Origin of the sequence: Mucilaginibacter psychrotolerans, assembly GCF_004519315.1 — a bacterium.
GTDB lineage: Bacteria > Bacteroidota > Bacteroidia > Sphingobacteriales > Sphingobacteriaceae > Mucilaginibacter > Mucilaginibacter psychrotolerans.
Genome location: NZ_SOZE01000013.1, coordinates 64,497 through 88,903, shown reverse-complemented (window position 1 = coordinate 88,903; position 24,407 = coordinate 64,497). Strand labels below are relative to the sequence as shown.

General features: G+C 45.9%; 25 protein-coding genes. 13 read left to right on the top strand and 12 right to left on the bottom strand.

What is annotated here, in order from left to right:
• Positions 1-121: 121 nt before the first annotated feature.
• From E2R66_RS14150 to E2R66_RS14140, 3 genes are read left to right on the top strand one after another with little or no spacing between them, the layout of a single operon-like run.
• On the top strand, positions 122-604 hold the full coding sequence (locus E2R66_RS14150) for a DUF1599 domain-containing protein (RefSeq protein ID WP_133231913.1): 483 nt from the start codon (positions 122-124) through the stop codon (positions 602-604).
• The gene (locus E2R66_RS14145; RefSeq protein ID WP_133231803.1) at positions 601-1,755 is read left to right on the top strand and encodes a BT_3928 family protein; all 1,155 of its coding nucleotides are present in this window, start codon (positions 601-603) and stop codon (positions 1,753-1,755) included. Before E2R66_RS14150 ends, E2R66_RS14145 begins: the two co-directional genes overlap by 4 nt.
• A complete protein-coding gene (locus E2R66_RS14140; protein WP_133231801.1) occupies positions 1,752-2,270 on the top strand; it encodes a shikimate kinase in 519 nt (172 codons plus the stop codon). Before E2R66_RS14145 ends, E2R66_RS14140 begins: the two co-directional genes overlap by 4 nt.
• 180 nt (positions 2,271-2,450) lie before the next feature.
• On the opposite strand, the gene gyrB is transcribed toward E2R66_RS14140, so the two are convergent.
• Positions 2,451-4,409 (bottom strand): DNA topoisomerase (ATP-hydrolyzing) subunit B, encoded by a 1,959-nt coding sequence (gyrB, locus tag E2R66_RS14135; protein ID WP_133231799.1) that lies wholly within the window; start codon positions 4,407-4,409, stop codon positions 2,451-2,453.
• 321 nt (positions 4,410-4,730) lie between these two features.
• On the opposite strand from gyrB, the gene E2R66_RS14130 reads away from it, so the two are divergent.
• Both E2R66_RS14130 and E2R66_RS14125 read left to right on the top strand, forming a co-directional pair.
• Positions 4,731-5,327, top strand: a complete 597-nt coding sequence (locus E2R66_RS14130) for an OmpH family outer membrane protein (protein WP_133231797.1) — start codon at positions 4,731-4,733, stop codon at positions 5,325-5,327.
• Positions 5,328-5,435: 108 nt separating this feature from the next.
• Positions 5,436-5,909, top strand: coding sequence for a nucleoside deaminase (locus E2R66_RS14125; RefSeq protein ID WP_204985927.1), 474 nt, complete (start codon positions 5,436-5,438; stop codon positions 5,907-5,909).
• A gap of 194 nt (positions 5,910-6,103) precedes the next feature.
• On the opposite strand, the gene kdsA is transcribed toward E2R66_RS14125, so the two are convergent.
• The 4 genes from kdsA to E2R66_RS14105 all read right to left on the bottom strand — a co-directional run bounded on the left by kdsA (position 6,104) and on the right by E2R66_RS14105 (position 10,165).
• Positions 6,104-6,883, bottom strand: a complete 780-nt coding sequence (kdsA, locus tag E2R66_RS14120; RefSeq protein ID WP_133231795.1) for a 3-deoxy-8-phosphooctulonate synthase — start codon at positions 6,881-6,883, stop codon at positions 6,104-6,106.
• Positions 6,870-7,616: a 3-deoxy-manno-octulosonate cytidylyltransferase gene (gene kdsB, locus E2R66_RS14115; protein WP_133231793.1), complete on the bottom strand. Its 747-nt coding sequence runs from the start codon at positions 7,614-7,616 to the stop codon at positions 6,870-6,872. The genes kdsA and kdsB overlap by 14 nt, the downstream gene beginning before the upstream one ends.
• A 6-nt stretch (positions 7,617-7,622) precedes the next feature.
• A complete protein-coding gene (locus E2R66_RS14110) occupies positions 7,623-8,555 on the bottom strand; it encodes a KpsF/GutQ family sugar-phosphate isomerase (protein WP_133231791.1) in 933 nt (310 codons plus the stop codon).
• Between the two features lie 314 nt (positions 8,556-8,869).
• The gene (locus E2R66_RS14105; protein ID WP_133231789.1) at positions 8,870-10,165 is read right to left on the bottom strand and encodes a nucleotide sugar dehydrogenase; all 1,296 of its coding nucleotides are present in this window, start codon (positions 10,163-10,165) and stop codon (positions 8,870-8,872) included.
• 265 nt (positions 10,166-10,430) lie between these two features.
• On the opposite strand from E2R66_RS14105, the gene E2R66_RS14100 reads away from it, so the two are divergent.
• Both E2R66_RS14100 and E2R66_RS14095 read left to right on the top strand, forming a co-directional pair.
• Positions 10,431-11,303 (top strand): ABC transporter ATP-binding protein, encoded by an 873-nt coding sequence (locus E2R66_RS14100; RefSeq protein WP_133231787.1) that lies wholly within the window; start codon positions 10,431-10,433, stop codon positions 11,301-11,303.
• A gap of 4 nt (positions 11,304-11,307) precedes the next feature.
• Entirely contained in the window at positions 11,308-12,885 is a 1,578-nt protein-coding gene (locus E2R66_RS14095; protein ID WP_133231785.1) for a hypothetical protein, read from the top strand.
• 325 nt (positions 12,886-13,210) lie between these two features.
• On the opposite strand, the gene E2R66_RS14090 is transcribed toward E2R66_RS14095, so the two are convergent.
• The 3 genes from E2R66_RS14090 to E2R66_RS14075 form a co-directional block, all read right to left on the bottom strand.
• Positions 13,211-13,627 (bottom strand): RNA-binding S4 domain-containing protein, encoded by a 417-nt coding sequence (locus E2R66_RS14090; RefSeq protein ID WP_133231783.1) that lies wholly within the window; start codon positions 13,625-13,627, stop codon positions 13,211-13,213.
• Between the two features lie 16 nt (positions 13,628-13,643).
• Entirely contained in the window at positions 13,644-14,165 is a 522-nt protein-coding gene (locus tag E2R66_RS14085) for a hypothetical protein (RefSeq protein WP_133231781.1), read from the bottom strand.
• Positions 14,166-14,280: 115 nt separating this feature from the next.
• On the bottom strand, positions 14,281-14,979 hold the full coding sequence (locus tag E2R66_RS14075) for a hypothetical protein (protein WP_133231779.1): 699 nt from the start codon (positions 14,977-14,979) through the stop codon (positions 14,281-14,283).
• Between the two features lie 83 nt (positions 14,980-15,062).
• Between E2R66_RS14075 and E2R66_RS14070 the strand changes: the two genes are divergently transcribed.
• The 6 genes from E2R66_RS14070 (at position 15,063) to miaA (ending at position 21,124) form a co-directional block, all read left to right on the top strand.
• The gene (locus E2R66_RS14070; RefSeq protein ID WP_133231777.1) at positions 15,063-15,878 is read left to right on the top strand and encodes a 2,3,4,5-tetrahydropyridine-2,6-dicarboxylate N-succinyltransferase; all 816 of its coding nucleotides are present in this window, start codon (positions 15,063-15,065) and stop codon (positions 15,876-15,878) included.
• A gap of 173 nt (positions 15,879-16,051) precedes the next feature.
• Positions 16,052-17,179: a glycosyltransferase family 4 protein gene (locus E2R66_RS14065; RefSeq protein WP_133231775.1), complete on the top strand. Its 1,128-nt coding sequence runs from the start codon at positions 16,052-16,054 to the stop codon at positions 17,177-17,179.
• The gene (locus tag E2R66_RS14060) at positions 17,172-17,738 is read left to right on the top strand and encodes an L-threonylcarbamoyladenylate synthase (protein ID WP_133231773.1); all 567 of its coding nucleotides are present in this window, start codon (positions 17,172-17,174) and stop codon (positions 17,736-17,738) included. Before E2R66_RS14065 ends, E2R66_RS14060 begins: the two co-directional genes overlap by 8 nt.
• 237 nt (positions 17,739-17,975) lie before the next feature.
• Complete coding sequence (locus E2R66_RS14055) at positions 17,976-19,388, top strand: CCA tRNA nucleotidyltransferase (RefSeq protein ID WP_133231771.1); 1,413 nt, start codon at positions 17,976-17,978, stop codon at positions 19,386-19,388.
• Positions 19,389-19,425: 37 nt separating this feature from the next.
• Complete coding sequence (locus E2R66_RS14050) at positions 19,426-20,079, top strand: IS1096 element passenger TnpR family protein (protein ID WP_133231769.1); 654 nt, start codon at positions 19,426-19,428, stop codon at positions 20,077-20,079.
• 121 nt (positions 20,080-20,200) lie between these two features.
• The gene (gene miaA / locus E2R66_RS14045) at positions 20,201-21,124 is read left to right on the top strand and encodes a tRNA (adenosine(37)-N6)-dimethylallyltransferase MiaA (protein ID WP_133231767.1); all 924 of its coding nucleotides are present in this window, start codon (positions 20,201-20,203) and stop codon (positions 21,122-21,124) included.
• Positions 21,125-21,255: 131 nt separating this feature from the next.
• Here the strand turns inward: miaA and rfbA are convergent, their stop codons facing one another.
• The 4 genes from rfbA to E2R66_RS14025 form a co-directional block, all read right to left on the bottom strand.
• Positions 21,256-22,116, bottom strand: a complete 861-nt coding sequence (rfbA, locus tag E2R66_RS14040) for a glucose-1-phosphate thymidylyltransferase RfbA (protein ID WP_133231765.1) — start codon at positions 22,114-22,116, stop codon at positions 21,256-21,258.
• A 21-nt stretch (positions 22,117-22,137) separates the two neighbouring features.
• Positions 22,138-22,992: a dTDP-4-dehydrorhamnose reductase gene (gene rfbD / locus E2R66_RS14035; protein ID WP_133231763.1), complete on the bottom strand. Its 855-nt coding sequence runs from the start codon at positions 22,990-22,992 to the stop codon at positions 22,138-22,140.
• 52 nt (positions 22,993-23,044) lie between these two features.
• Complete coding sequence (locus E2R66_RS14030) at positions 23,045-23,980, bottom strand: GDP-L-fucose synthase family protein (protein WP_133231761.1); 936 nt, start codon at positions 23,978-23,980, stop codon at positions 23,045-23,047.
• Positions 23,981-24,073: 93 nt separating this feature from the next.
• Positions 24,074-24,394, bottom strand: coding sequence for a DUF3467 domain-containing protein (locus tag E2R66_RS14025; protein WP_133231759.1), 321 nt, complete (start codon positions 24,392-24,394; stop codon positions 24,074-24,076).
• Between the last annotated feature and the right edge of the window lie 13 nt (positions 24,395-24,407).

Genomic DNA, 24,407 nt, shown 5'->3' with positions numbered 1-24,407 from the left:
TTCAAACCTTACAACGAGCTGGCAACATTCCAACTTTAAAACATTCCAACTTTAAAACAAAGCTTTGAGCAACACCGCAACCGAATATAAAGCCGTTATTACCCTATGCAAGGGCCTTTTCATGAAAAAGACCCGCGATTATGGTACCGCCTGGCGCATTTTGCGACCATCTTCCATTACCGACCAGATATTCATCAAGGCGCAGCGCATCCGCACGCTCGAAGAAAAAAAGATATCTAAGGTTGGCGACGATATCACCGGCGAATACATCGGCATCGTGAATTATTGCATAATTGCGATGATGCAGCTGGATAGTAATGACGAAACGCCATACGAACTATCGCCCGGGCACGTAGAGAAGATGTTTGACGAGAAGGCCGCCGAAACCGAGGAACTGATGTTTGCCAAAAACCACGATTACGGCGAGGCCTGGCGCGATATGCGTATTAGCAGCCTTACCGATTTGATATTAATGAAGATACTCCGCGTAAAGCAGATCGAAGATAACCAGGGCCAAACGCTTGCATCTGAAGGCGTTAAAGCCAACTACCAGGATATGCTCAACTACTCGGTTTTTGCGCTCATAAAATTGGGGGCAGCATGAAAAACGGACTGATATGGTTTTGCAGGATAGCCGTTGGGCTGCTGTTCATCTTCTCGGGCTTAATAAAGGCCAACGACCCGCTGGGCTTCTCGTACAAGCTGGAAGAGTATTTCGAGGTATTCCACCTTACATCATTAAACGGTTTTGCGCTTAGCGCAGCCGTCATCCTCTGTGCGTTGGAAATGCTATTGGGTTTTGCGCTACTGGTGGGTACGCGCGCCGTTACTGTTGTTTGGGGATTGCTATTGCTTATCGTATTCTTCGGTTTCCTTACCTTTTACTCGGCATACTTTAAGGTGGTACAAACCTGCGGCTGCTTTGGCGATGCTATCCCGCTTACACCTTGGCAGTCGTTCAGCAAGGATATGGTATTGCTGGTTTTGGTGCTGGTACTTTTCGTCAACCGCAAAGCCATTCGCCCCCTGGTAAACGGCAAAACCGGCGATAAGCTTTTGGTTGCAGCCACGGTACTCTCCCTCGGGTTCGGCTTGTACACCTATAATTTTTTACCGGTAGTAGATTTTCTGCCCTATAAAATAGGTGCCAATATTTTGGAAGAGATGCAAACGCCGCCAAATGCGCCAGCCGATGTTTACGAAATTACCTATCACCTAAAAAACAAAAAGACCGGCGAAACAAAGGTAATGACCGACAAAGAATACCTTAAAAATGAAGCCATCTGGAAAGATACCAACTGGGAAATAGGACCCAACCCCGAAAGCAGACTGATTAGCAAAGGCTTCGAACCTAAGATACGCGATTTGAACATACAGGATGCGCAGGGGACCAATTACAATAATGAACTTCTGTCCAACCCGTTTTATAGTCTCCTGATAGTAGCCGATAAGCTTGATGAAACAAACATGGAAGCCATTGGCCGCATCAGTGCATTAGCGGTTAACCTTCACCAAAACTACAATACCCGCACCATACTGCTTACCTCCACCCCGCCACAAAGCGCAGAGGCATTTGCCAAAAAAAACAGCTTGGTAAGCGAATTATTTTATGCCGATGGTGTACCGCTGAAGAGCATGGTACGCGCTAATCCAGGCGTTATCCTCCTGAAAAACGGCACAGTGATCAACAAGTGGCATTACCACAACCTGCCCACCTACGAAACCCTAAACAAGGAATATTTTAGCAAGCAATGAACCGCGTATTTTTAATTGGATTTATGGGCTGCGGCAAAACCAGCTGGGGCAAAAAACTGGCAGCGGGTTTAGGTTATGATTTCATAGATCTTGACCATGTGCTGGAAGGTCGCGTAGGTTGCAGTATTGCCGAATACTTTGCCAGCCACGGCGAGGAAGCGTTCCGCACGCTGGAATCGGAAGTGCTCAAAACTACTGAGTACCCTGATAACGTCATCGTATCTACAGGCGGCGGCTTACCATGTTTTTTCGACCATATGGAGTGGATGAACAGCCACGGCCAAACATTGTATATCCAACTGTCACCACGCGGGTTGGCGTCCCGTTTAGAGAATGCCAAAACACCCCGCCCCGTACTGCAAGGCAAAAAAGGCGAAGAGCTGGTGGCCTTTATAGAACACAAATTAGCCAAGCGCGAAGGCTTTTACCTACAAGCCACGTACCATGTTGATGGCATTGATATGAGCGTGGAAAACCTAATCAAAATAGTTGGCCTGGATGCCAAGGTTGTCTGAACTCGAATTTTAAAGAATTTATTGAATGATACAGGATTGATTGCTCATTCTGCGTATTCTGAAAATTCCCTAAAATTCAGACATAAAAAAGCCCCGCTCTTCTCAAGCGGGGCCGAATATCTAAACAACCTATGCACATTTACAATCTGCATATCTGCACATTTATAATCTGCACATCTACTAAGTGTCTATACGTGCGTATTTGGCGTTGCGTTCTATAAATTCGCGGCGCGGGGCTACCTCATCGCCCATTAGCATGCTGAAGGTATGGTCGCACTCGGCGGCGTTTTCTATGCTTACTTTCTTGAGGGTGCGGTTAGCAGGGTTCATGGTGGTATCCCATAGCTGCTCGGCGTTCATCTCACCCAAACCTTTGTAACGCTGCACGTGTACACTATCTTCTTTACCGGCACCTTTAAGGCGCTGTATGGCGGTATCGCGTTGCTCGTCAGTCCAGCAGTATTCAAACTCCTTGCCCTTTTTCACCTGATAAAGCGGCGGCGATGCAATGTATATGTAACCGTATTCGATCAACTCCTTCATATAACGGAAAAAGAAGGTTAATATCAACGTGGTGATGTGCGATCCATCCACGTCCGCATCCGTCATCACCACTATTTTGTGGTAACGCAGCTTGGCAATGTTAAGGGCCTTAGCATCCTCGGGAGTACCAATGCTTACGCCAAGGCCTGTAAACATATTTTTTATTTCTTCGTTCTCGTAAATCTTATGCTCCATGGCTTTCTCCACGTTCAGGATTTTACCACGTAGTGGTAATATCGCCTGGAACTCGCGGTTACGGCCCTGCTTGGCGGTACCACCCGCCGAGTCGCCCTCTACCAGGTACAACTCACATAAAGCCGGATCGTTGTTAGCGCAATCCGAAAGCTTGCCAGGTAACCCCGAACCACTCATCACACTCTTACGCTGCACCATTTCGCGCGCCTTACGGGCTGCGGCACGGGCAGTAGCAGCAAGGATAACTTTCTGAACGATCATCTTGGCTTCCCTTGGGTTTTCCTCAAGGTAATTACCTAAAATTTCGCCTACGGCTACGTTTACAGCACCACTCACTTCACTGTTACCCAGCTTGGTTTTGGTTTGGCCTTCAAACTGCGGCTCCTGTACTTTTACCGAAATAACGGCGGTCAACCCCTCGCGGAAGTCATCACCGGTAATCTCGATCTTCATGTTTTTCAACAATCCCGATTTATCAGCGTATGATTTCAAAGTTCGTGTAAGCCCCATCCTGAATCCGGCGACGTGCGTACCACCCTCAATGGTATTGATGTTGTTTACATAAGAGTGCACGTTTTCGGTATAGGTATCGTTATACTGAAAAGCCAGTTCAACAGGGATGCCCTGCCTGATACCTTCCAGGTAAATAGGCTCAGGAATGATGGCTACGCGGGTACCATCCAGGTATTTAACAAATTCCTTTAAGCCACCTTCAGAGAAAAACTCCTCTTTTACAAAAGACCCATCGTCGTTGGTTTCACGTTCGTCTGTAAGGCTTAAGCGGATGCCCTTATTTAAGAAAGCCAACTCGCGTAAGCGGGTAGCCAAAGTGTCGAATTTATACTCAGTGGTCAGCGTGAATATCTCTGCATCTGGTTGGAACGTCTGGGTGGTACCCGTTCTATCAGATACGCCGATTTCCTTAACCGGGAACAGCGGCTTACCACGTTCGTACTCTTGTGTAAATATCTTTCCTTCGCGATATACAACCGTTTTCACGTGTACCGATAATGCGTTAACGCAACTTACGCCCACACCGTGCAAGCCGCCCGAAACCTTGTAGGTATCCTTATCGAATTTACCGCCGGCATGCAGCACGGTCATTACAATTTCCAGTGCCGATTTTTGCTCCTTGGTGTTAATACCCGTTGGGATACCACGACCATTATCAACAACTGTAATAGAATTGCCTTTGTGTATAGTAACGTCGATAGTATCGCAATAACCGGCGAGCGCCTCATCTATGGAGTTATCAACCACCTCGTAAACCAGGTGGTGAAGCCCCTTAACGCCTGTATCGCCTATGTACATCGAAGGCCTTTTACGTACGGCCTCTAAACCCTCTAAAACCTGTATATTATCTGCTGAATAATTCGATTTATCCTCTTTTTCTTCGCTCATAATTTATCTAAAACAATAACCGCTCCGGGTGGAGTTTTAACAAGCAAAAATACGTTTTTTGCAGCACATATACACTATTACTGGTCTCCAAAAACGCGTCGGCAATGTGTTTTTTTCAACATATCACCCTCTTTACCTGCACATCACTACCGTTTACCTGAGCTGTTCATAGGCATCACTCAACGAAATCGCCACATCTGTATTATGCACTTTTAAAAGCTGCAAATCTGCACATTTACCCTTATACACATTTGCATATCAGGCATTAGGAAACTTGTTGCGAAAGTTTATCTTTGTCAAAATTTTTTTTAGATAAACAGAATGAAAATCAAGGCTTCTATTGTTACGAAATCAGTTTTAGTTATTGCCATTGCCGCAGGTTTAGCTGCTTGCAACCAAAACAAAACCGCTGATAAACCCGCCGCTGCCCCCGCTTCTACAGTGACCGGAACCCCCGAAATTGTTTACATCAACCAGGATTCGCTCGTTAGTCAGTACGACTACATCAAAGACATGAACAAGCGTCTTGAAGAAAAAGGCAAAGCGGCCAATAACGAAGTTGAATTGCGTAAACAAGCTATACAGCGTCAATATGCCGATTATCAAAAAAATGGAGCAACCATACCTGCTGATAAGCGTGCTGCCATTGAGCAACGTTTACAGCAAAAAGGACAGGAATTTCAGCAATTCCAGCAAAATGCAGGTGCTCAGGTACAACAGGAACAACTGACCGAAACCAATAAACTTTACGAAAATCTTGTTGAATTTACCAAGAAATACGCAAAAGAAAAGGGTTATAAAATGGTACTCACCTTCCAGAAGGGCAACACAACCATGCTATACGGCGATGCAAGCCTTGATGTAACCAAAGACGTTATCAAAAGGCTGAACGACGCTTACGCTAAAGACAAAAAATAAGATGTGCAAATTTCAGATGTGCTAATGTGCAGATGAAAATGAAACAAATCATATCAAAACAGAACCCCGGCCATTGGTTGGGGTTTTGTGGTTTATAGAAAACGTAACATGATGAAACACGAGGAGTTTATGCAGATGGCTATCGACCTGTCTGAACACAACGTAAAGCAGGGACTGGGCGGCCCTTTTGGTGCTGTTGTGGTAAAGGATGGCATGGTGATAGCACGCAGTGCCAATAAGGTAGTGCCCACTAACGACCCTACCGCCCACGCCGAAGTATCGGCCATAAGATTAGCCTGCCAGGAATTGGGCACGTTTAATTTAGAAGGTTGCGAAATATATACCAGTTGCGAGCCCTGCCCCATGTGCCTGGGGGCCATCTACTGGGCGCGCATCAGCAAAATATATTACGCCAATACCAAGGCAGATGCCGCAGGCATAGGCTTCGACGACCATTTTATTTACGATGAACTGGAACTGCCGATGGATAAGCGCAAGCTGCCCTTTGTGCAGTTGATGCGCAATGAAGCACAGGGCGCCTTTAAGCTTTGGGATGGTTTGGAAGGAAAGATGGAGTATTAGGACATTTCTTCTTCAAAGTCATCAAGGAACGACCAGTGCTGGGATTAGGCCGACGCGGCAATCGTCGGCAAGCCGAGCCGACCTGCAATGTGGTTCTCCTAACCGATGGTTGCCACGCGATCGCTCGCAACGACGATGAGGTGAGTTCAGTGCAGTTCATCTGCACATTTGAAATATGCACATCTGCACATCTATCAGCTTATCAGCGACTTCACCAACTCTTCCAAATCCGTTAAATACAGCATGTTCGGGCCATCGCTAAGGGCGTGATCCGGATCGGGGTGAGTTTCTATGAAGTAACCACTTGCGCCGAAAGCACGGGCCGCACGAGCCATGTTGGGCACAAATTTGCGGTCTCCACCTGTTTTGCCGCCCGCGCCGCCGGGGCGTTGTACCGAGTGGGTGCAGTCCATACATACGGGGTATCCAAAGGCCATCATATCGGCAATATTGCGGAAATCTACCACCAGATTATTATAGCCGAACGAGTTGCCACGTTCGGTGAGGATGATCTGCTCATTGCCCGCCTCTTTCACTTTCTGCGCCGGGTAAAACATATCCTGACCCGATAAAAACTGGGCTTTCTTTACGTTTACCACCTTGCCTGTTTGCGCGGCGGCTACCAGCAAATCGGTTTGGCGGCAAAGGAATGCCGGTATCTGCAATATATCCACCACCTGGGCCGCTATGGCTGCCTGGTAAGGTTCGTGGATATCGGTAGTAACTTCAAGCCCGAATTTTTCTTTCACATTGTTCAACATCTCCAGGCCTTTTTCGATACCCGGGCCGCGATAAGCGCTGATGCTGGTGCGGTTTGCTTTATCGAATGAGGATTTAAATACCACGGTAATTGGGTATTTCGATTTTAAATCTGCAACCTTATCGGCAACGGTGTAAAGCAACTCCTGGTTTTCCATAACGCAGGGACCAACAATAAAAAAGGGCTTCTCGGTAATGTCTTTATATAATGCCATTGTTTTCTATTTTTTTACGTGCAAGCTCCAGGTCCTCGGGGGTATCTATCCCTTTTTCAAAACCTGCAACTTCTATCATTTTAATTTTAAAACCATTTTCCAGCGCGCGCAGTTGCTCCAGCTTTTCCGAGCCTTCTAAAAAGGAAACCGGCAATTGGATAAACTTGGCCAGGAATCCCGCCCGGTAAGCATACACACCCATATGTTTTTTATATAGCGTAGCGTCGGCTTCTTCTAAAACCTTATCGCGCGAGTAGGGTATTCTGAATCTTGAAAAATACAGCGCGTAGCCGTTCACATCGGTCACTACTTTTACCAGGTTGGGGTTATGCAGTTCGTCCAACGTTTCCACCGGGGCGCAAACGCTGGCCATTTGGGCATCGCTTTGCTGCAAGGCGGTTATCAACCGGTCGATAATGTCTGCATCGAAGAAAGGCTCATCTCCCTGTACATTCACCACGATATCGCAGGGGATGCGTTGCACCACCTCGGCAATACGGTCGGTGCCGCTGGGGTGCTCCTCTTTGGTCATGATTACGTTTGGGGTAAACTGTTTGCACAGGTTAAACACTACTTCGCTATCGGCGGCTATCCAAACTTCCTGGTGTAATTTTGCCTTTATGCAGGCCTCGTACACGCGTTGTATCACGGGTTTGCCGCCTAAATCCAGCAATACTTTATTAGGCAGGCGGGTCGATTTCAGGCGGGCGGGGATTACAATTATTGCTTTCATATCGCCTTAGGCCTGGTTGAATATCTGGTAAACGCCTGTTACTTTTCCTTCGTCCTGCACCAGCAGTGTAGTGATCTTCCGCTCCAGCATAATGGCCTCAGCATCGTAAACCAGCGTATCCGCCACCACAGTAATAGGGTTTGGGTTCATGATATCCGACACAGGCAATTGATTTATATCCGAATACTTCAGCAAGCTGCGGCGCAGGTCGCCATCGGTAATCACGCCCTGCACTTTATCTGCATTGCCTACGATTACCATACCCAGTTTCCCTTCAGACATGCGAATGATAAGTTGCGTAAACGTAGCATCAGGCTCCAAAAACGGCAATGCATCGGTACGCATCAGGTCCTTCACTCTTACCAAAAGCTTGCGACCAAGCCTTCCGCCCGGATGGAACCTTGCAAAATCATCGGGACTGAAATCCCTTGCGGTCATCAATGCAACGGCCAATGCATCACCCATTACGAGTGTCGCTGTGGTTGATGATGTGGGTGCCAGTTCCAGCGGACATGCCTCTTGCTTAATGCCCACATTTAAGTGGTAAGTAGCGTTTTTTGCCAGAGTTGAATTGGGGTTGCCGGTAATGGCTATGGATTGATTCTTATGCCATTTTAAGAAGGGCACTAACTTCAGTACTTCTTCGGTTTCGCCGGAGTAGGACAGGACGAGGATAATATCATGTTCGCCTACCATGCCTAAATCGCCATGGAAAGCTTCGGCCGGATGCATAAAAAAGCTTGGCGTGCCGGTACTGGTAAGCGTAGCGGATATCTTTTTGCCGATATGCCCGCTTTTGCCCATGCCGCAAACTACCAGTTTGCCTTTACTTTGCAGAATGGCTTGTACCGCCTGCGAAAACTGCTCGTCTATCATAGCTGCTACATGCTGCAACGATTCGATTTCGATATCAAATACTTTTTGGGCTATACTCTTCATTAGCAAAAAGCGCGGGTATATTTTGGCAGGCAAAGGTACTTAAAAAAACAAACAACAACATTTGCATGCATCGGCAACCAAAGCGCGAAAGTTGTTGTATGTCAAACGAAATTTTTCTGTAGGTGTTTCGCATCGCGAGAGTGAGACACCCGAAACACATTGCTCTTGATTAAACCTGATAATCAGATAGTTAAAAACCATGGTGAAACAACACAATCTATTTAGATAAAATACATAAAAAACTCATATTTAAACACTTAAGGAAATATCGCAAAAATAAGTAAAACACTTTTTGGCGCAAAAGTGAAACACCTTTACAACCGCGCATCCACTATACCGCGCGGCAAAACAGCTTTGGTATCGTAGATAACGCTGGCATTGCTAACAGTAATGTTCTTATAATCCAACAACAAAAATTCCTGGTGGGCCACCGCCAAAATTACGGCATCGTATTTTTGATCAATGCTTTCTTTCAACCCTATCTGATAGACCTGCTGTACTTTCTCCGCATCGGCCCATGGGTCGTACACGTCTACGTTCAAGCCGAAGGCTTTCAGTTCGGTATAAATATCAACCACCTTGCTATTACGCACATCAGCGCAGTTTTCTTTAAAAGTGATACCCAGCACCAGCGCGTTGGCGCTGCCTATATCGTGCCCTTTAGCCACTAATAGCTTGATTACCTTACCGGCTACGAAGCTGCCCATCTCATCGTTAACCCTGCGACCGGAGAGTATAACCTGCGGCTGGTAGCCCAGCGCTTCGGCCTTGTGAGCCAGATAGTATGGGTCTACCCCTATACAGTGCCCGCCAACCAGACCTGGCTTATACTTCAAAAAATTCCATTTGGTGCCTGCGGCATCCAGCACATCGTTGGTATCGATGCCCATACGGTCGAATATCAGTGCCAGTTCATTCACAAAGGAGATATTTACATCGCGCTGGGCGTTCTCAATGGCTTTTGAGGCTTCGGCTACTTTGATGCTGGGTGCTTTGTGCGTGCCGGCGGTAATGATAGAGGCGTAAAGGGCATCTACCCTATCGGCAACTTCCGGCGTGGAGCCGCTGGTTACTTTCCTGATTTTGGCCAGCGTATTTACCCTGTCGCCGGGGTTGATGCGTTCGGGAGAGTAGCCCACGAAGAAACCTTCATTGAACTTCAGACCCGATGCTTGTTCCAATACCGGTACGCAGTCCTCCTCGGTACAGCCGGGGTAAACGGTAGATTCGTATATGACTAAATCGCCGTTCTTCAGAATTTTCCCGAGCATTTCGGAAGCATTTAATAGCGGACCCAAATCGGGTGCTTTAAACTGATCGATAGGTGTTGGCACAGTTACGATATACGTATTACAACTGCGCAGCTCTTCAATATCCGAGGAGAATTTTAAGCCGGAACCGGCAGAATGCTTTAATACCTGTTGCAGGTCGTCGATGTTGGCTTCGTGGGTGCGGTCGGTGCCGAGGCTGAGCTCGAGGATGCGCTGTTGGTCGATATCGAAACCCAGTACGTTGTATTTCTTGGCGAATTCTATGGCCAACGGTAAGCCCACGTAACCTAGGCCTATTACGGCAATTTGATGTTCCTCGCCCGGGTAGCTTTCTTTCATGTAGGTGATTTAACGCATCCAGGCGCATTTAGTACGCGGGACGGTTATAAAAAGCGAAAATAAGGATAAAATGGTGAATGGTAAGTAGTGAGTAGTTGAGTGGTGAGTAGTTGAGTGGTGAGTAGTGAGTAGTTTAAGCTTTGAGTGGTTGAATAGATTGAAATTTGGCGAATGATAAATAGTTCAGCTTATCGTTGCCTTTATTTTCCGCTTCCTGTAACATGCCAATGCAACCTTAAGTCATAGCAGCATTCATTTTTAAAATATGGCATTAGAAATTAAGGGGCTTACCAAGCAATATAACGCTACTAAAACGGGGTTATCAGATTATTCCATCACTATTGATAAAGGTATATTAGGCTTACTTGGCCCTAATGGCGCCGGCAAATCAACCTTGATGAAGATCATTGCCACCATTAGTCAGCCTACCCGCGGCACTATATTTTTAGATGGGGTAGATATTGTAAGCAACCCCAACTTCATCCGGAAAGTATTGGGCTACCTGCCTCAGGATTTTGGCGTTTACCCCAATTTAAATGCCTATGAATTTTTGGAATACATTGCAGCTATGAAAGGCGTGGGCGGCAAGGATTTGCGCCGGCGCATTGATATGCTGCTGGAAGGTGTTAACCTGACAGCCGATGCCAAAAAGCCTATCGGCACTTACTCCGGCGGCATGAAACAGCGCGTTGGCATTGCGCAGGCCCTCCTTAACGACCCTAAGGTGCTCATATTTGACGAGCCCACCGTAGGCCTCGACCCGGAGGAGCGGGTTAGATTCAGGCAACTCATTAGCGAGATGGCTGATGACTGTATCATTATTCTTTCATCGCACATCGTATCAGACATTGAAACCATTGCCGATGAAGTAGCCATTATGCAAAGCGGCAAACTCATTACCAAAGGTTACCAGCACGATATTATTGAACAGGCCAGGGGACGGATATTTGAAGTGCTTTTAGAGAGTAGCGATGTAGCCGCATTTAAAACCTGTTACAAGGTAATTGATACCAGCCGCCAAAAGGACCGTACCCGTGTACGATACATCAGCACCGACACGGCTAACGTTGCTGCATCCAGACCTGTGGATGCAGGCTTAGAAGATGCCTATTTATTATTAACGCAACATAACGCTTAAGCCGATGCAATACATTTACAGCATTGTAAAAGCCGATTACCTGCAGCGTACCCGCAGCTATGCCTTTTTAATTACACTGGCTATTACCATTTATGTGGCCTACCTGTTTGTGCCACCTGTAAGCGCTTCGTACACCACGTTAAGCGCTACCGGCTTCAAAAGTGTTTATAACTCCGCATGGGTTGGTTATATTTCAGCCACCATGACTGCGGTAATGCTATCTTTTTCCGGCTTCCTGCTGGTAAATAACAGCATAAAAAGAGACATAGATACCGAGGTGGGTTTAATTATTGCAGCCACGCCTATTGCTAATTTTAGCTACCTGCTGGCCAAACAACTGAGCAACTTCGCTGTGCTTTGTACCATTGCCGTTTGTACGTTTGCGGTAAGTGTGCTCATGTTCTTCTTGCGCGGGGCCGGGTATCCGCTTGTTCTGGCTCACTTTATATTACCTTATTTGCTTTTTGTATTACCTGCCATGTTCCTGGTAGCTGCATTAGCGGTAGTGGCCGAAGTATTTTTAGGGAAGCGTAGCATGCTGCAATTTATCATCTACTTCTTCCTTTGCGGGATTGTGCTTTCTTCCCTTAATACCAAAAGCACCGCACCGCCCAGCGGCTTTTTCGATCCTTTTGGTGTAAGCCTGGTTACCGGCAGTATTAAAAACGAGATAAACACCCGGTTCCATCAACATATAGACCAGGTATCATTCGGGTTTATATTTAGCAAGCGCAAGCCCTTTCAGTTAATCACCTGGAACGGCATCAGCTGGACAGCTCTGTTTATTTTTAGCCGCTTGCTGTGGATGAGTTTTGCCGTTGCATTAGTTTACCTTTCCTCCTTCTTTTTTCACCGGTTCGATTTTAAGAAAGCAGCTGGTAAAAAGAAAAAGCAGCCAGTGGTAATGCCACATGATGAAGGATTCGCCGTTATTCCGGCTGGCATAAGCAGTGCTGAGTTGCCACCGGTTGCTTTTAATTATAGCATAATTCCCTTTATCAAAACCGAGTTGTTATTGATCGTAAGGCAGGGGAATAAATGGTGGTGGTTGCCTAGTATCGGCCTAAGCATAAGCATGCTTTTTGCGCCTTTACCTATAGCATCCTTGTATTTGCTCCCGGCTTTGTGGTTTTTACAGGTAACGCGCTTATCGGAATTGGTGACGAAGGAAAAGACTAATCGGCTTCATTATTTCACTTACGCTTCTTACAAGCCCTTACAAAGGATGTTACCTGCCCAAATTATAGCAGGTTTCTTGTTAGCTATGGCACTGGCGCTGCCCCTGGTGCTGCGATACGCCATCGTGATAGATGGCTTATCCATCATCAACCTCATCATCGGGGCCTTATTTATGGTTTCGTTGGCGGTATGTATGGGCATTTTAAGTGGCGGCAAAAAAATGTTCGAGGTTATCTTTTTCCTGCTCACCTATACCCTTTTGAATCGCATGCCCTTTGCCGACTATCCGGGCAGCCTGCCACAACACCATAACCTGGTTTTCACCGGTGTTCTTTCAGCCATTATTTTGGCCTTGTTGCTCATCAGCTTTGCGGCGAGGCGATACCAGGCGAGGCATTTGTAGGATTTGATTTATTTGAGCCAAGGCAAACCTCAAATATAACAAATAATGATTGCTGCAATTAAATTTAGTATAGAATGGGACAGGGAAATCGCTTTTAAAAACAGGGGGCTCCGCTGGAGCCATTAAAACGTACTCTTTTATGCTATAAACAGGAAGTTCCGCTGGAACTTTTGCGACGATGAACCTATGACTCCGGCGGAGCCGCCTGTTTATAGCACAAAAATCAGAACGGATGGCTCCGTAGGTGCCTCCTGGCAAGCACTCCTTGTAGCGTGCGATTGCATTTACGCACTTCCCTCCCACATCCATGACAACGTGGTAGTACTTATCCTTCTTTCTCTTCCTCCGGCTTCTCGAAGAAATTATCCTTCAGGTCGTCGGTTTCGCGGCGGTCGCGTTTGGTGGGGCGGCCGGTACCACGGTCGCGTTTAAGTACCGGGGCATGGAACATCGATTTAAAGGTAGTGGTTTGTTCTATAGGGGTAATATCCTGGTAGTAATCCACGGCTTTTTTGGCATCCACGCGGTTCTCCAACAAGCCCGCTACTAAAATCACTTTACGGTCGGGTCCTTTGGATATCTGGTAGGTTTCGCCCGTCTTTACCTCGTGCGATGGTTTGATGTTTGTACCGTTCAGCTTTACGCGGCCCGCCTTGCAGGCATCTGAGGCCAGCGTGCGTGTTTTAAACATGCGGATGGCCCACAGGTATTTATCTATTCTTAGTTTTTCTTTTTCGGGCATAATGATTTGCTAAGTACTAGTATTCGTCTTTCTCTGGAATAAACTCCGAAATGAGGAAGTTGTTGAACAGCTTGTTTTTATTGGTATGATGATTTAAAAATAAACAATACAGGGTTACCTCTTCCCCAATCAAAACCTCTTCGCGCAATTGCGGCAGCAATTGTCGCTGTATAGGCATCCATATTTCTTCTGCACCAACTTTCATTAATACTACCGAATCAATAAGGCCTATGATTACGCTTGGGTCGCGCCCTGTAAACTTCAAAACCCACTGCATCGACTCAATTGTTTCGGCATCAACCGGCTTTGCTTTACCCAAAAAAGATGCTTTAAAACGGTAGCTCGCCCTCCGCAGGTAGTCAGGCGCTTCGTTGGGGTTCTTTTCTACGCTTATAGCGTATTCCCGCTCCTTTTTTAGCATGGTCGGGATATCTTCTTTGGGATAATTCTTATTCCAGGTTTTCCAAATGTCGTCATCCTTTTGCGCCTGGGCAAAGTATGTTAGGCAGGTAAATATGATTAAAAAGTATAATTTCATGTTTGATGATGATAAACGGGTTGTGTCAATGCTAACAGCTCTAAGCGACCAGCGTAAGTGTTTTAAACATGCGGATGGCCCACAGGTATTTATCTATTCTTAGTTTTTCAGGCATTTATTTTACAATTTTCATTTTAACAACAAACCACGGCACCGGTTCAAAGCCATTTTCCTCATCATTCATGTAATTCAACAACGGTTCCCAGTTATCCAACGGCTCAAGCAGCCCAAATTTATTTACTTTAACATTAAATTGCTCATCTAATACTTTTAAAAGATCGTGGCAATGGAACGTATGGTAGTCACCACTCCATTCTATGCCAATGAGATCGTAGCCGATCAGTTCTTCGTCTTGTTCACTGTTTTCGGGTATTCTATTTAAAAGATTTGTGTAAAGCCCAATTCCGCTTATCCCGTTTTGAGGAGTAAAATTATCTATAAGTTCAACTGTTTCTATCTCGTTAAAATAAACAGGCACGATTTTTAAATCATCGTGCCCGAAGAAGAATTTGTTTTGGTACGTTTCTAATGTTTCCCTATCGGAAAACAAATTTGGCCACCCAATCTTTCCTGCTTCTAAATTCTTATCTACCCATACCTGAAGTTCGCTTATCGTTTCTGCAGAGATATTATAGGTCGACATAATTTTTGTTATATCCGCCTTATTATTACCTCCCGCCCAAGAATAAGACCAACCATCTAGCATGCTATCATTAATGCATGTGCTTGCCGTATGGATATACTGTCCGTTGAAAGAACCAAAATTAGCGGCCTTCAGATCTAATAAATAATATCCTCCTAAATAATAGTTCATAAAAAGGATTTAAGAGTTTACTTTCATTCTAAACAAATCTCCCCAAAAATCCTTTAATTTGGCAAAATTTATTTCGTACTTAAATGATCGATCTTAAAAAACTGATTGAGGATGCCTGGGAAGACAGGAACCTGCTGAATTACAGCGAATATACCAATGCCATTGAAACCGTTATCGAGCGCCTGGATAAAGGCGAGATTAGGGTTGCCGAACTCATTGGCTCCCGCTGGCATACTAACGACTGGATAAAGAAAGCCGTTATCCTATACTTCCCTACCCGCGAAATGAAGGAAATCAAGACAGGCCCTTTCGTTTTCTACGACAAAATGGCCCTGAAAACCAACTATAAAGAACTTGGCGTGCGCGTAGTACCGCATGGTATTGCCCGTTATGGCGCTTACCTGGCCAAAGGCGTTATCATGATGCCATCGTACGTAAACATTGGCGCGTATGTTGATGAAGGCACTATGGTTGATACCTGGGCAACCGTAGGTTCATGCGCGCAAATTGGCAAGCATGTACATCTTAGCGGTGGCGTAGGCATTGGCGGCGTGCTGGAGCCGGTACAGGCCTCTCCTGTTATCATCGAGGACAACTGTTTCCTGGGTTCGCGCGCTATTGTTGTAGAAGGTGTACACGTAGAACATGAAGCTGTTTTAGGCGCCAATGTAGTTTTAACCGCATCTACAAAAATTATCGACGTTACCGGCCGCGAGCCGATTGAATATAAAGGCCGTGTGCCTGCCCGCTCGGTGGTTATACCAGGCTCTTATGCAAAAAAATTCCCTGCCGGTGAGTACCAGGTGCCTTGCGCGCTGATCATCGGCACCCGCAAAGAATCTACCGACAAGAAAACATCGTTAAATGATGCTTTGCGGGAGAATAATGTAGCGGTATAAGTGAATGGTTGATTGGGTTGATTAAGTGAATGGTTGCTGTTAAACTCAAGCATTCACTTTTTCAACTACTCACCTAGTCAACTGATAAGTTGATTGAGTTGGATTAAGTGAATGGTTCTAATCAAATTTTAAACCACTCACTTAATCAACCACTCACCAAATCAACCAAAACCATGAAGATAGGATACGATGCCAAACGTGCTTTTTTAAATAATACCGGCTTGGGCAATTTTAGCCGCTGGCTCATCAAAACCACTGCAAAGCATTATCCGGATAACACCTATCTGCTTTACACGCCAAAACTTAAACCCAATAAGTGGCGTAACTTTTTCGATAGCTTCTCCAATATCCAAATCATTACCCCTGCGGGCAAATACCTTACCGCGTTATGGCGCAGCAAAGGCGTAGTGAGCGATGTGCAAAAGGATGGGGTGGAGATTTACCATGGCCTTAGCTATGAGCTGCCGATGGGCATCCGCAATACGGGCATCAAAACTGTTGTTACTATCCACGACTTAATTTTCCTGCGTTTCCCGCAATATTATGGGTGGATAGATCGCTTCATTTATACCGCCAAAACCAAACACGCCTGCAAAACCGCTGATAGGGTTATCGCCATCAGTGAGCGCACAAAACAGGATTTGGTAGAACTGCTGCATATCGACTCTAAAAAAATAGAAGTGATTTACCAGGGCTGTGCGCCGGAGTTCAGCATAAAGCAATCTGAAGCACAAATGAACCTTGTGAAGCAGAAATACAACCTGCCTGATGAATTCATCCTGAACGTTGGTACGATTGAAGAGCGCAAAAACCTAATGTTGCTGGCAAAATCCCTTTGCCACGTAAAAACCCATATCCCGGTAGTAGTGGTAGGTAAGGCAACCCCGTACCTGGATGAGGTAAAGGCATTTTTATCTACCAATAATCTAAACGACAGTTTGCTTTTTAAGCATGATGTAAGCTTTGACGATTTGCCTGCTGTTTATCAATCTGCGTCTCTGTTTGTTTATCCTTCCAGGTATGAGGGCTTCGGCATACCGGTTTTAGAGGCACTGGTTTCAGGCACACCCGTAATTGCGGCAACAGGTTCCTGTTTAGAGGAGGCGGGGGGTGAGCATAGCCGCTACATCAGTCCTGATGATGAAAGAGGGCTGGCGAAGCAGATCGACGAGATATTATTGCACGAAGAATTGCGCCGGTTGATGATAAGCGAAGGCCTCCATTATGCACAACGCTTTCAAGACCGTACCTTAGCTGCGCAAATGATGAATATATACCAAACATTACAAGCCGATGCTTAAGGACGAAGTAAACAAGGCATTACAAGTGCTGCAGGAAGGCGGCATCATCCTTTATCCTACCGATACCATCTGGGGCATAGGCTGCGACGCTACCAACACCGAGGCTGTAAAAAAAATCTTCGCCCTAAAACAGCGTGAAGAAAGCAAAAGCATGATTATTTTAGTGGATACCGATAACAAGCTGCAAAGCTATATTAGCGAAGTACCCGAGATTGCCTACCAATTGATAGAATTTGCCGAGAACCCGCTTACCCTGGTAATGCCCGGTGCCAAAAACCTTTCGCCAGCGCTCATTGCCGAAGATGGCAGCGTGGGCATACGCGTAACCAATCACCCTTTTTGCCAGCAACTGATACAGCGGCTACGTAAACCCATCGTATCTACATCGGCCAATATCAGCGGGCAACCATCGCCGGAGTACTTCGGCAAGATTAGTCCGAACATCATCGATGGGGTTGATTACGTGGTAGATATAGACCAGCATAGCATGGAGAAAAAAGCCCCATCAACCATCATGCGGCTGGCTCCAAACGGCAGTTTTGAATTTATTCGCCGTTAATTTTAATATCGTTAAATTTGTGGCGTTTGCCTAAAAGGCTGTATCAAAACAAAAAGCCCCATCGAGCAACAAATTAAAATTTCACCCCGCACATCTTTGTGAACTTTGTGCAAAATCTTTGTGCCCTTTGTGGTTAATTTTTACCACAAAGAACACGAAGAGAGGAACACAAAGAACACGGAGGGGATTTAATTTGATTATTTTGAACCGGGCTTATTATACAGCCTTTGTATTTTTATGAAACAACACCTGCAACATCCGGTATTTAGTGTTATCTCCAGCATTGCTGCGGCGCATGATGTGCAGGCCTACGCCATTGGCGGGTACGTACGCGATATTTTCCTTAACCGCCCTTCAAAAGATATCGATGTGGTAGTGATAGGTAACGGCATTGCCTTTGCCGAAGCAGTCGCTGCAAAACTAAATGTTAAAGTATCGGTATTTAAAAACTTTGGTACAGCTATGCTTCGCTACCAGGATGTAGAGGTGGAGTTTGTGGGAGCACGTAAGGAAAGCTATCGGTCTGAATCGCGCAAGCCCATTGTAGAGAACGGCACCTTAGAAGACGACCAGAAACGCCGCGATTTCACCATAAACGCGCTGGCCATAACTTTAAACAAAGAAAACTACGGCCTACTGGTAGACCCCTTTGGCGGCATAGCCGATATAGAACGGAAGCTTATCCGCACGCCGCTAAATCCCGTAGAAACTTTTTCAGACGACCCGTTGCGCATGATGCGCGCCATCCGTTTTGCATCACAACTCAACTTCCGGATAGACGATGAGGCTATTGCCGCTATCAAAAGCAACCTGCACCGCATCAAAATAGTATCGCAGGAGCGCATAACCGACGAACTGAATAAAATCATCCTATCGGCAAAGCCATCCATCGGTTTCAACTATTTGTTCGATACGGGTTTGCTGCATATCATCTTCCCGCAGATGGTGGCGCTTTATGGCGTAGAGATCATCAACGGCAAGGGGCATAAAGATAACTTTTACCACACCCTGCAGGTACTGGATAATATTTGCGAAACTACCGACGACCTTTGGCTGCGCTGGGCTGCCATATTGCATGATATTGCCAAGCCGCCTACCAAACGCTTTGAGCCTGCCCACGGCTGGACCTTTCACGGCCATGAGGACAAAGGCGCGCGCATGGTGCCCAAGATATTTGCGCAACTGAAACTCCCGCTGAACGAAAAAATGAAATTCGTGCAGAAACTGGTGCAGTTGCATTTGAGGCCTATCGTACTATCCCAATCCATTGTTACTGATTCTGCCGTCCGTAGATTGTTATTCGAAGCCGGGGAAGACATTGAGGCACTGATGCTGTTATGTAAAGCAGACGTAACTACCAAAAACGAGTACAAGGTTAAAAAGTATCGTAACAATTTTGAGCTGGTTTTGCAGAAACTGAAAGATGTTGAGGAGCGCGATAACATCCGAAACTGGCAGCCACCGGTAACCGGGCTGGATATTATGCAGCTTTTTGGCATTGGAGAGGGGCGCGAAGTGGGCATTATCAAGAATAAGATACGCGAAGCCATACTGGAGGGAGAAATACCCAACAATAGAGAGGCGGCATTGAATTTTACCATCCAAAAAGGTGCAGAAATTGGCTTGAAAGTTGTAGAAAGCACAAATTGATTTAAAACATTATTATTTTTGACTAAAATTACTAGAAATGGCATTATACAGGTTCAGGGTTACTTTTGAGGATTACGATGATATAAGCAGGGACATCGACGTAAAATCGAACCAAACGTTTGAGGATTTACACCGCGCTATACACCAATCAACCGGGTACAACGCTGAATATCCTTCGTCTTTCTATATCAGTAACGATCAGTGGATGAAGGGCGAAGAGATCACCTACCTCCCCAACCAAAAAAGGATTGACCGTAAGATACCGTTGATGGATAAGATAAAGCTAAGCAGCTATATCGACGATCCGCACCAAAAATTTTACTACACCTTCAATTTCGACCGCCCCTTCGATTTCCATGTGGAATTGAAGCAGATTATACTAAACGACACGCCAGGCGCAACCTATCCATTGGTTGTGCGCAGTGTTGGCGAAGCGCCAAAACAGTTTGGCAATGTATTCAACTCTACCGCAGACGCCGCGGCAGCAGCTACGCCTAATGAAGACCTGGATTTTCTGAACGAGATGCTGTACAACCCGGAAGATGCCGAAGATTTTTCTGAAGTGACCGATACCGGTATAGACGACCCCGAAGAAGAGAAAAAAGACGACGAGGAAGAAGATGAATTCGGCTTCGGCGATGACGAAGGCTTCGACGACGACGACAAGCCGGGACGCGGCGACGATTACTAACACTTATTGAATATCGAATGATGAATTTTGAACCCCGAATTTCGAAGTACAATATTCATCATTCTTCTCCTTCTAAATTCATTATTCAGCGTTCGGTGTTCGATATTTTCTCAACTAAATCATGAGCACCATCTCCCCCACCCTCATCGTAATTGCAGGCCCCACAGCATCTGGTAAAACGGCGGCGGCTATCCAATTGGCGCAGCATTTCAATACTGCGGTAGTATCTGCCGATTCGAGACAGTTTTTTAGGGAGATGAGCATCGGTACGGCTAAACCAACAGCCGAAGAACTGGCGGCGGCGCCTCACTATTTTATCAATTCACATTCCATTACAGAGCGTTTTTCCGTTGGCGATTTCGAGCGTGAGGGGCTTGCACTGCTGGAGCAACTATTCCAGGACCACCCGGTGGTGATACTGGCGGGAGGCTCGGGCTTGTACATTAAAGCTATTTGCGAGGGTTTCGACGATTTGCCTGTAGCCGATGCGACCATCCGCGACAGCCTAAACTACGAGCTGGCCGAAAAAGGCATCGAAGTACTACAGGAGCGGTTAAAACTGGTGGACCCGGTGTATTACAACGAAGTCGACATCAGTAACCCACAGCGCGTAATACGGGCTTTGGAGGTTTACGAAAGCTCGGGGCAGCCTTTCTCCTCCTATCGCACAGCAAAAACCAATAAGCGCACTTTTAATATTATTAAGTTGGGGTTGGATATGCCACGAGAAGTGTTGTACGACAGAATTAACAGGCGGGTTGATATGATGGTGGCAGATGGTTTGGTTGAGGAAGTGGAAGCCTTATTGCCCTACCGGCATTTAAACGCGCTGAACACCGTTGGCTACAGCGAAATATTCGATTACCTCGATGGGGATACCGATTGGTCAGATTCGATTGCGCAAATCAAACAAAACACCCGCCGGTTTGCCAAACGGCAAATGACCTGGTTCAGGAAAGATAAAGATATTGTTTGGGTAGATGCCAAAGAAGAAAATCTAACAGAGACAATGCTAAAGGTTATTGCCGAGAAGCTTCAATCATAAAAAAAACACGTCATGCTGAATTTATTTCAGCACCCCATTGGACAAGTAGCCAACTTGCAAAACAGCTAAGCATCGTGGCAACTTTTATGATGGGGTATTGAAACAAGTTCAACATGACGATTGGTTAGCTATTAGTCTAACAAACTCTGCAAATACGCACCGTAGCCGCTTTTGATGTATTTCTGCACTAACACTTTTAGTTGCTCTTCACCTATAAAGCCCATTGCGTATGCAACTTCTTCGATGCATCCTATCTTGCGCGACTGGCGTTTTTCTATCACACGTACAAATTCGGTAGCATCGCTTAACGAATCGAAAGTCCCTGTATCCAACCAGGCGGTGCCGCGGTCCATTACACCAACTTTCAGGTTACCCTGCTCCAGGTACACACGGTTTACATCGGTAATCTCGTATTCGCCGCGTGGGGATGGGGCAATATTTTTGGCTATCTCAACAACACTGTTGTCATAAAAATACAAGCCCGGAACCGCATACTTAGATTTCGGTTTTACCGGCTTTTCTTCGATAGATAGCGCACGGAACTCCGAATCGAATTCTACTACGCCGTAACGTTCCGGGTCGGCAACAGGATAGGCAAATATGGCTGCGCCATCAACATCGTTAAAGCTCTGTATTAACTTGCTGAAACCAGACCCATAGAAGATATTGTCCCCCAATACCAGAGCAACTTTATCTGTGCCTATAAAATCCGCACCAATTACGAAGGCTTGCGCGAGGCCGTTTGGCGTTTCCTGTATAGCATACTGGAATTTGCAACCCAACTCTTCGCCTGTACCCAATAAACGCACAAAGCCGGGATTATCTTCGGCGGTTGTAATGATGAGTATTTCGCTAATGCCGGCCAGCATCAACACTGATAACGGATAGTAGATCATTGGCTTATCATAAATAGGCATGAGTTGCTTACTTATGGCCTTGGTTATGGGATAAAGCCTGGTGCCAGATCCGCCTGCTAAAATGATACCTTTCATGTGATGAAGTGTTTAGTTTTATTATTTTATTTTGCTGATACAAACTTTCAGGCTATCTCTCCAATACGGAATTTCGATGCCGAATGTTCGCTTTATTTTGGTTTTATCCATTACCGAATACGGGGGCCTGGTTGCCTTTGTAGGGTAATCTGAGGTTGGGATAGGTATAACCTTTACGTCCGTTCCCGAAATATCGAATATCGCTTTAGAGAAATCATACCACGATGCGATGCCCTCGTTGCTGTAATGGTAAATACCATAAGCAGTGCTACCCGATTGAATGATGGTGATAATACACGCTGCCAAATCTATGGCGTATGTTGGCGTACCGGCCTGATCGGCTATGATCTTCAGCTCGGGGCGCTCGGCACCAAGCCTTAGCATGGTTTTAACGTAGTTGTTTGCAAATTCCGAATAAAGCCAGGCCGTGCGTACGATGAAAAATTCTTTTAAAAGTGGCGGGATAACCTTTTCACCATCCAGCTTGGTTTGCCCGTACACGCTTATAGGCAATGTTTCATCCTCCTCATTAAGCGGCGAAGATAAATCACCCTTGAATACAAAATCGGTAGAAACCTGTATCAGGGTGGTACCGTGCTCTCCGCAGAGTTTGGCTATGTTCTCTACGCCGGTCATGTTTATCTTTTCGGCAAGGTCGGTTTCGTCTTCTGCCTTATCAACAGCCGTGTAAGCAGCACAATTAACTGCATAGGCTGGCTTATATTTAGCAAACAGTTTCCCTAAGCCTTCAATATCCAAAATATTGGCTTCGGTTTCATCCGGAAAAATAAAAAAATCAAGATTTCTGTCTGTTGCCAGCTTTTTAAAGCATTGCCCTAACTGGCCCGAAGCGCCGAAGATGATAGTCTTACTCATTTGTATTTGTTTATGTTAATGCTTTGCTTATGTATTCTTAAAAAATATTGTTCTAACGCTCTACGTGTTTAACCAAAAAGTCCTCGTAAGCCAGGCGTATACCGTCTTCAAGTTTGGTAGAATACGTCCAGCCTTTTTCGGCCAGTTTGGTCACATCCATTAGCTTACGTGGTGTGCCGTCGGGTTTGCTTGTATCAAAATCGATATTGCCTTCAAAACCGACAACCTTTTTTATCAGCAGCGCCAATTCTTTAATACTGATTTCTGTGCCACTGCCGATGTTAACTAAGCCCGGTTCGTCGTAATTCTGCATCAGGTAGTAGCATGCTTCGGCCAAATCATCAGCGAATAAAAACTCACGTAGTGGCGAGCCGGTACCCCAAATAGTAACCGTAGGCAACCCTTGTTCCTTAGCCTCATGGAACCGGCGTATCATAGCAGGCAGCACGTGGGAATTTTGGGGATGATAGTTATCGTTATAGCCGTACATGTTGGTAGGCATTACCGATATAAAGTTGCAGCCGTATTGGGCACGGTAAGCATCGCACATTTTTATGCCGGCTATTTTGGCAATAGCGTATGGCTCGTTGGTAGGCTCTAAGGTACCGGTTAACAGGTAATCTTCCTTCAACGGCTGTGGGGCCATTTTCGGATAAATGCAACTCGACCCGAGAAACATCAGCTTCTTCACGCCGCTTAAGTAAGCGTTATGGATAACGTTGTTTTGTATCTGCAGGTTCTCGTACAAAAAATCAGCCCGGTAGGTGTTATTGGCCACAATACCGCCAACTTTTGCGGCTGCCAAAAACACGTAATCGGGTTTGGTTTCGGCAAAAAAAGCGGTCACCTTTTGCTGGTCGCGCAGGTCCAACTCGCCGGAGCTACGTAATATAAAGTTTGTATAACCCTCTTTCTCAAGCTTCCGATGTATGGCAGATCCCACCATACCGCGGTGGCCGGCTATATATATCCTTGAATCTTTATTCATTTTTAGTTAATAGTCTATGGTCCATAGACCATAGTAAAGAAATTAAATCCGCAATACCATGGACTATCGACCATGTACCATGGACTTGTAAACCTACGCCTGCCCTATCGGCCCGCCAAAGGTCATAGGGAAGCCGCCGCCATTTGTGGTGTCGTTGCCTATTTTGATGCGACCATTTACAGCTTCAAACTTTTCTACGTTATCTTCCAGCGCCGTTAAAAGCCTTTTGGCATGCTCCGGGGTCAGAATGATCCTTGATTTCACTTTTGCTTTTGGTACGCCCGGCATTACACGGATGAAGTCGAGCACGAACTCCGAACTGGAATGGGTAATGATGGCGAGGTTAGCATATATGCCCTCTGCAACCTCCTCAGAAAGCTCAATGTTTATCTGGGTTTCGTTTTGTTCTTCCATTGTGCTAATCTAA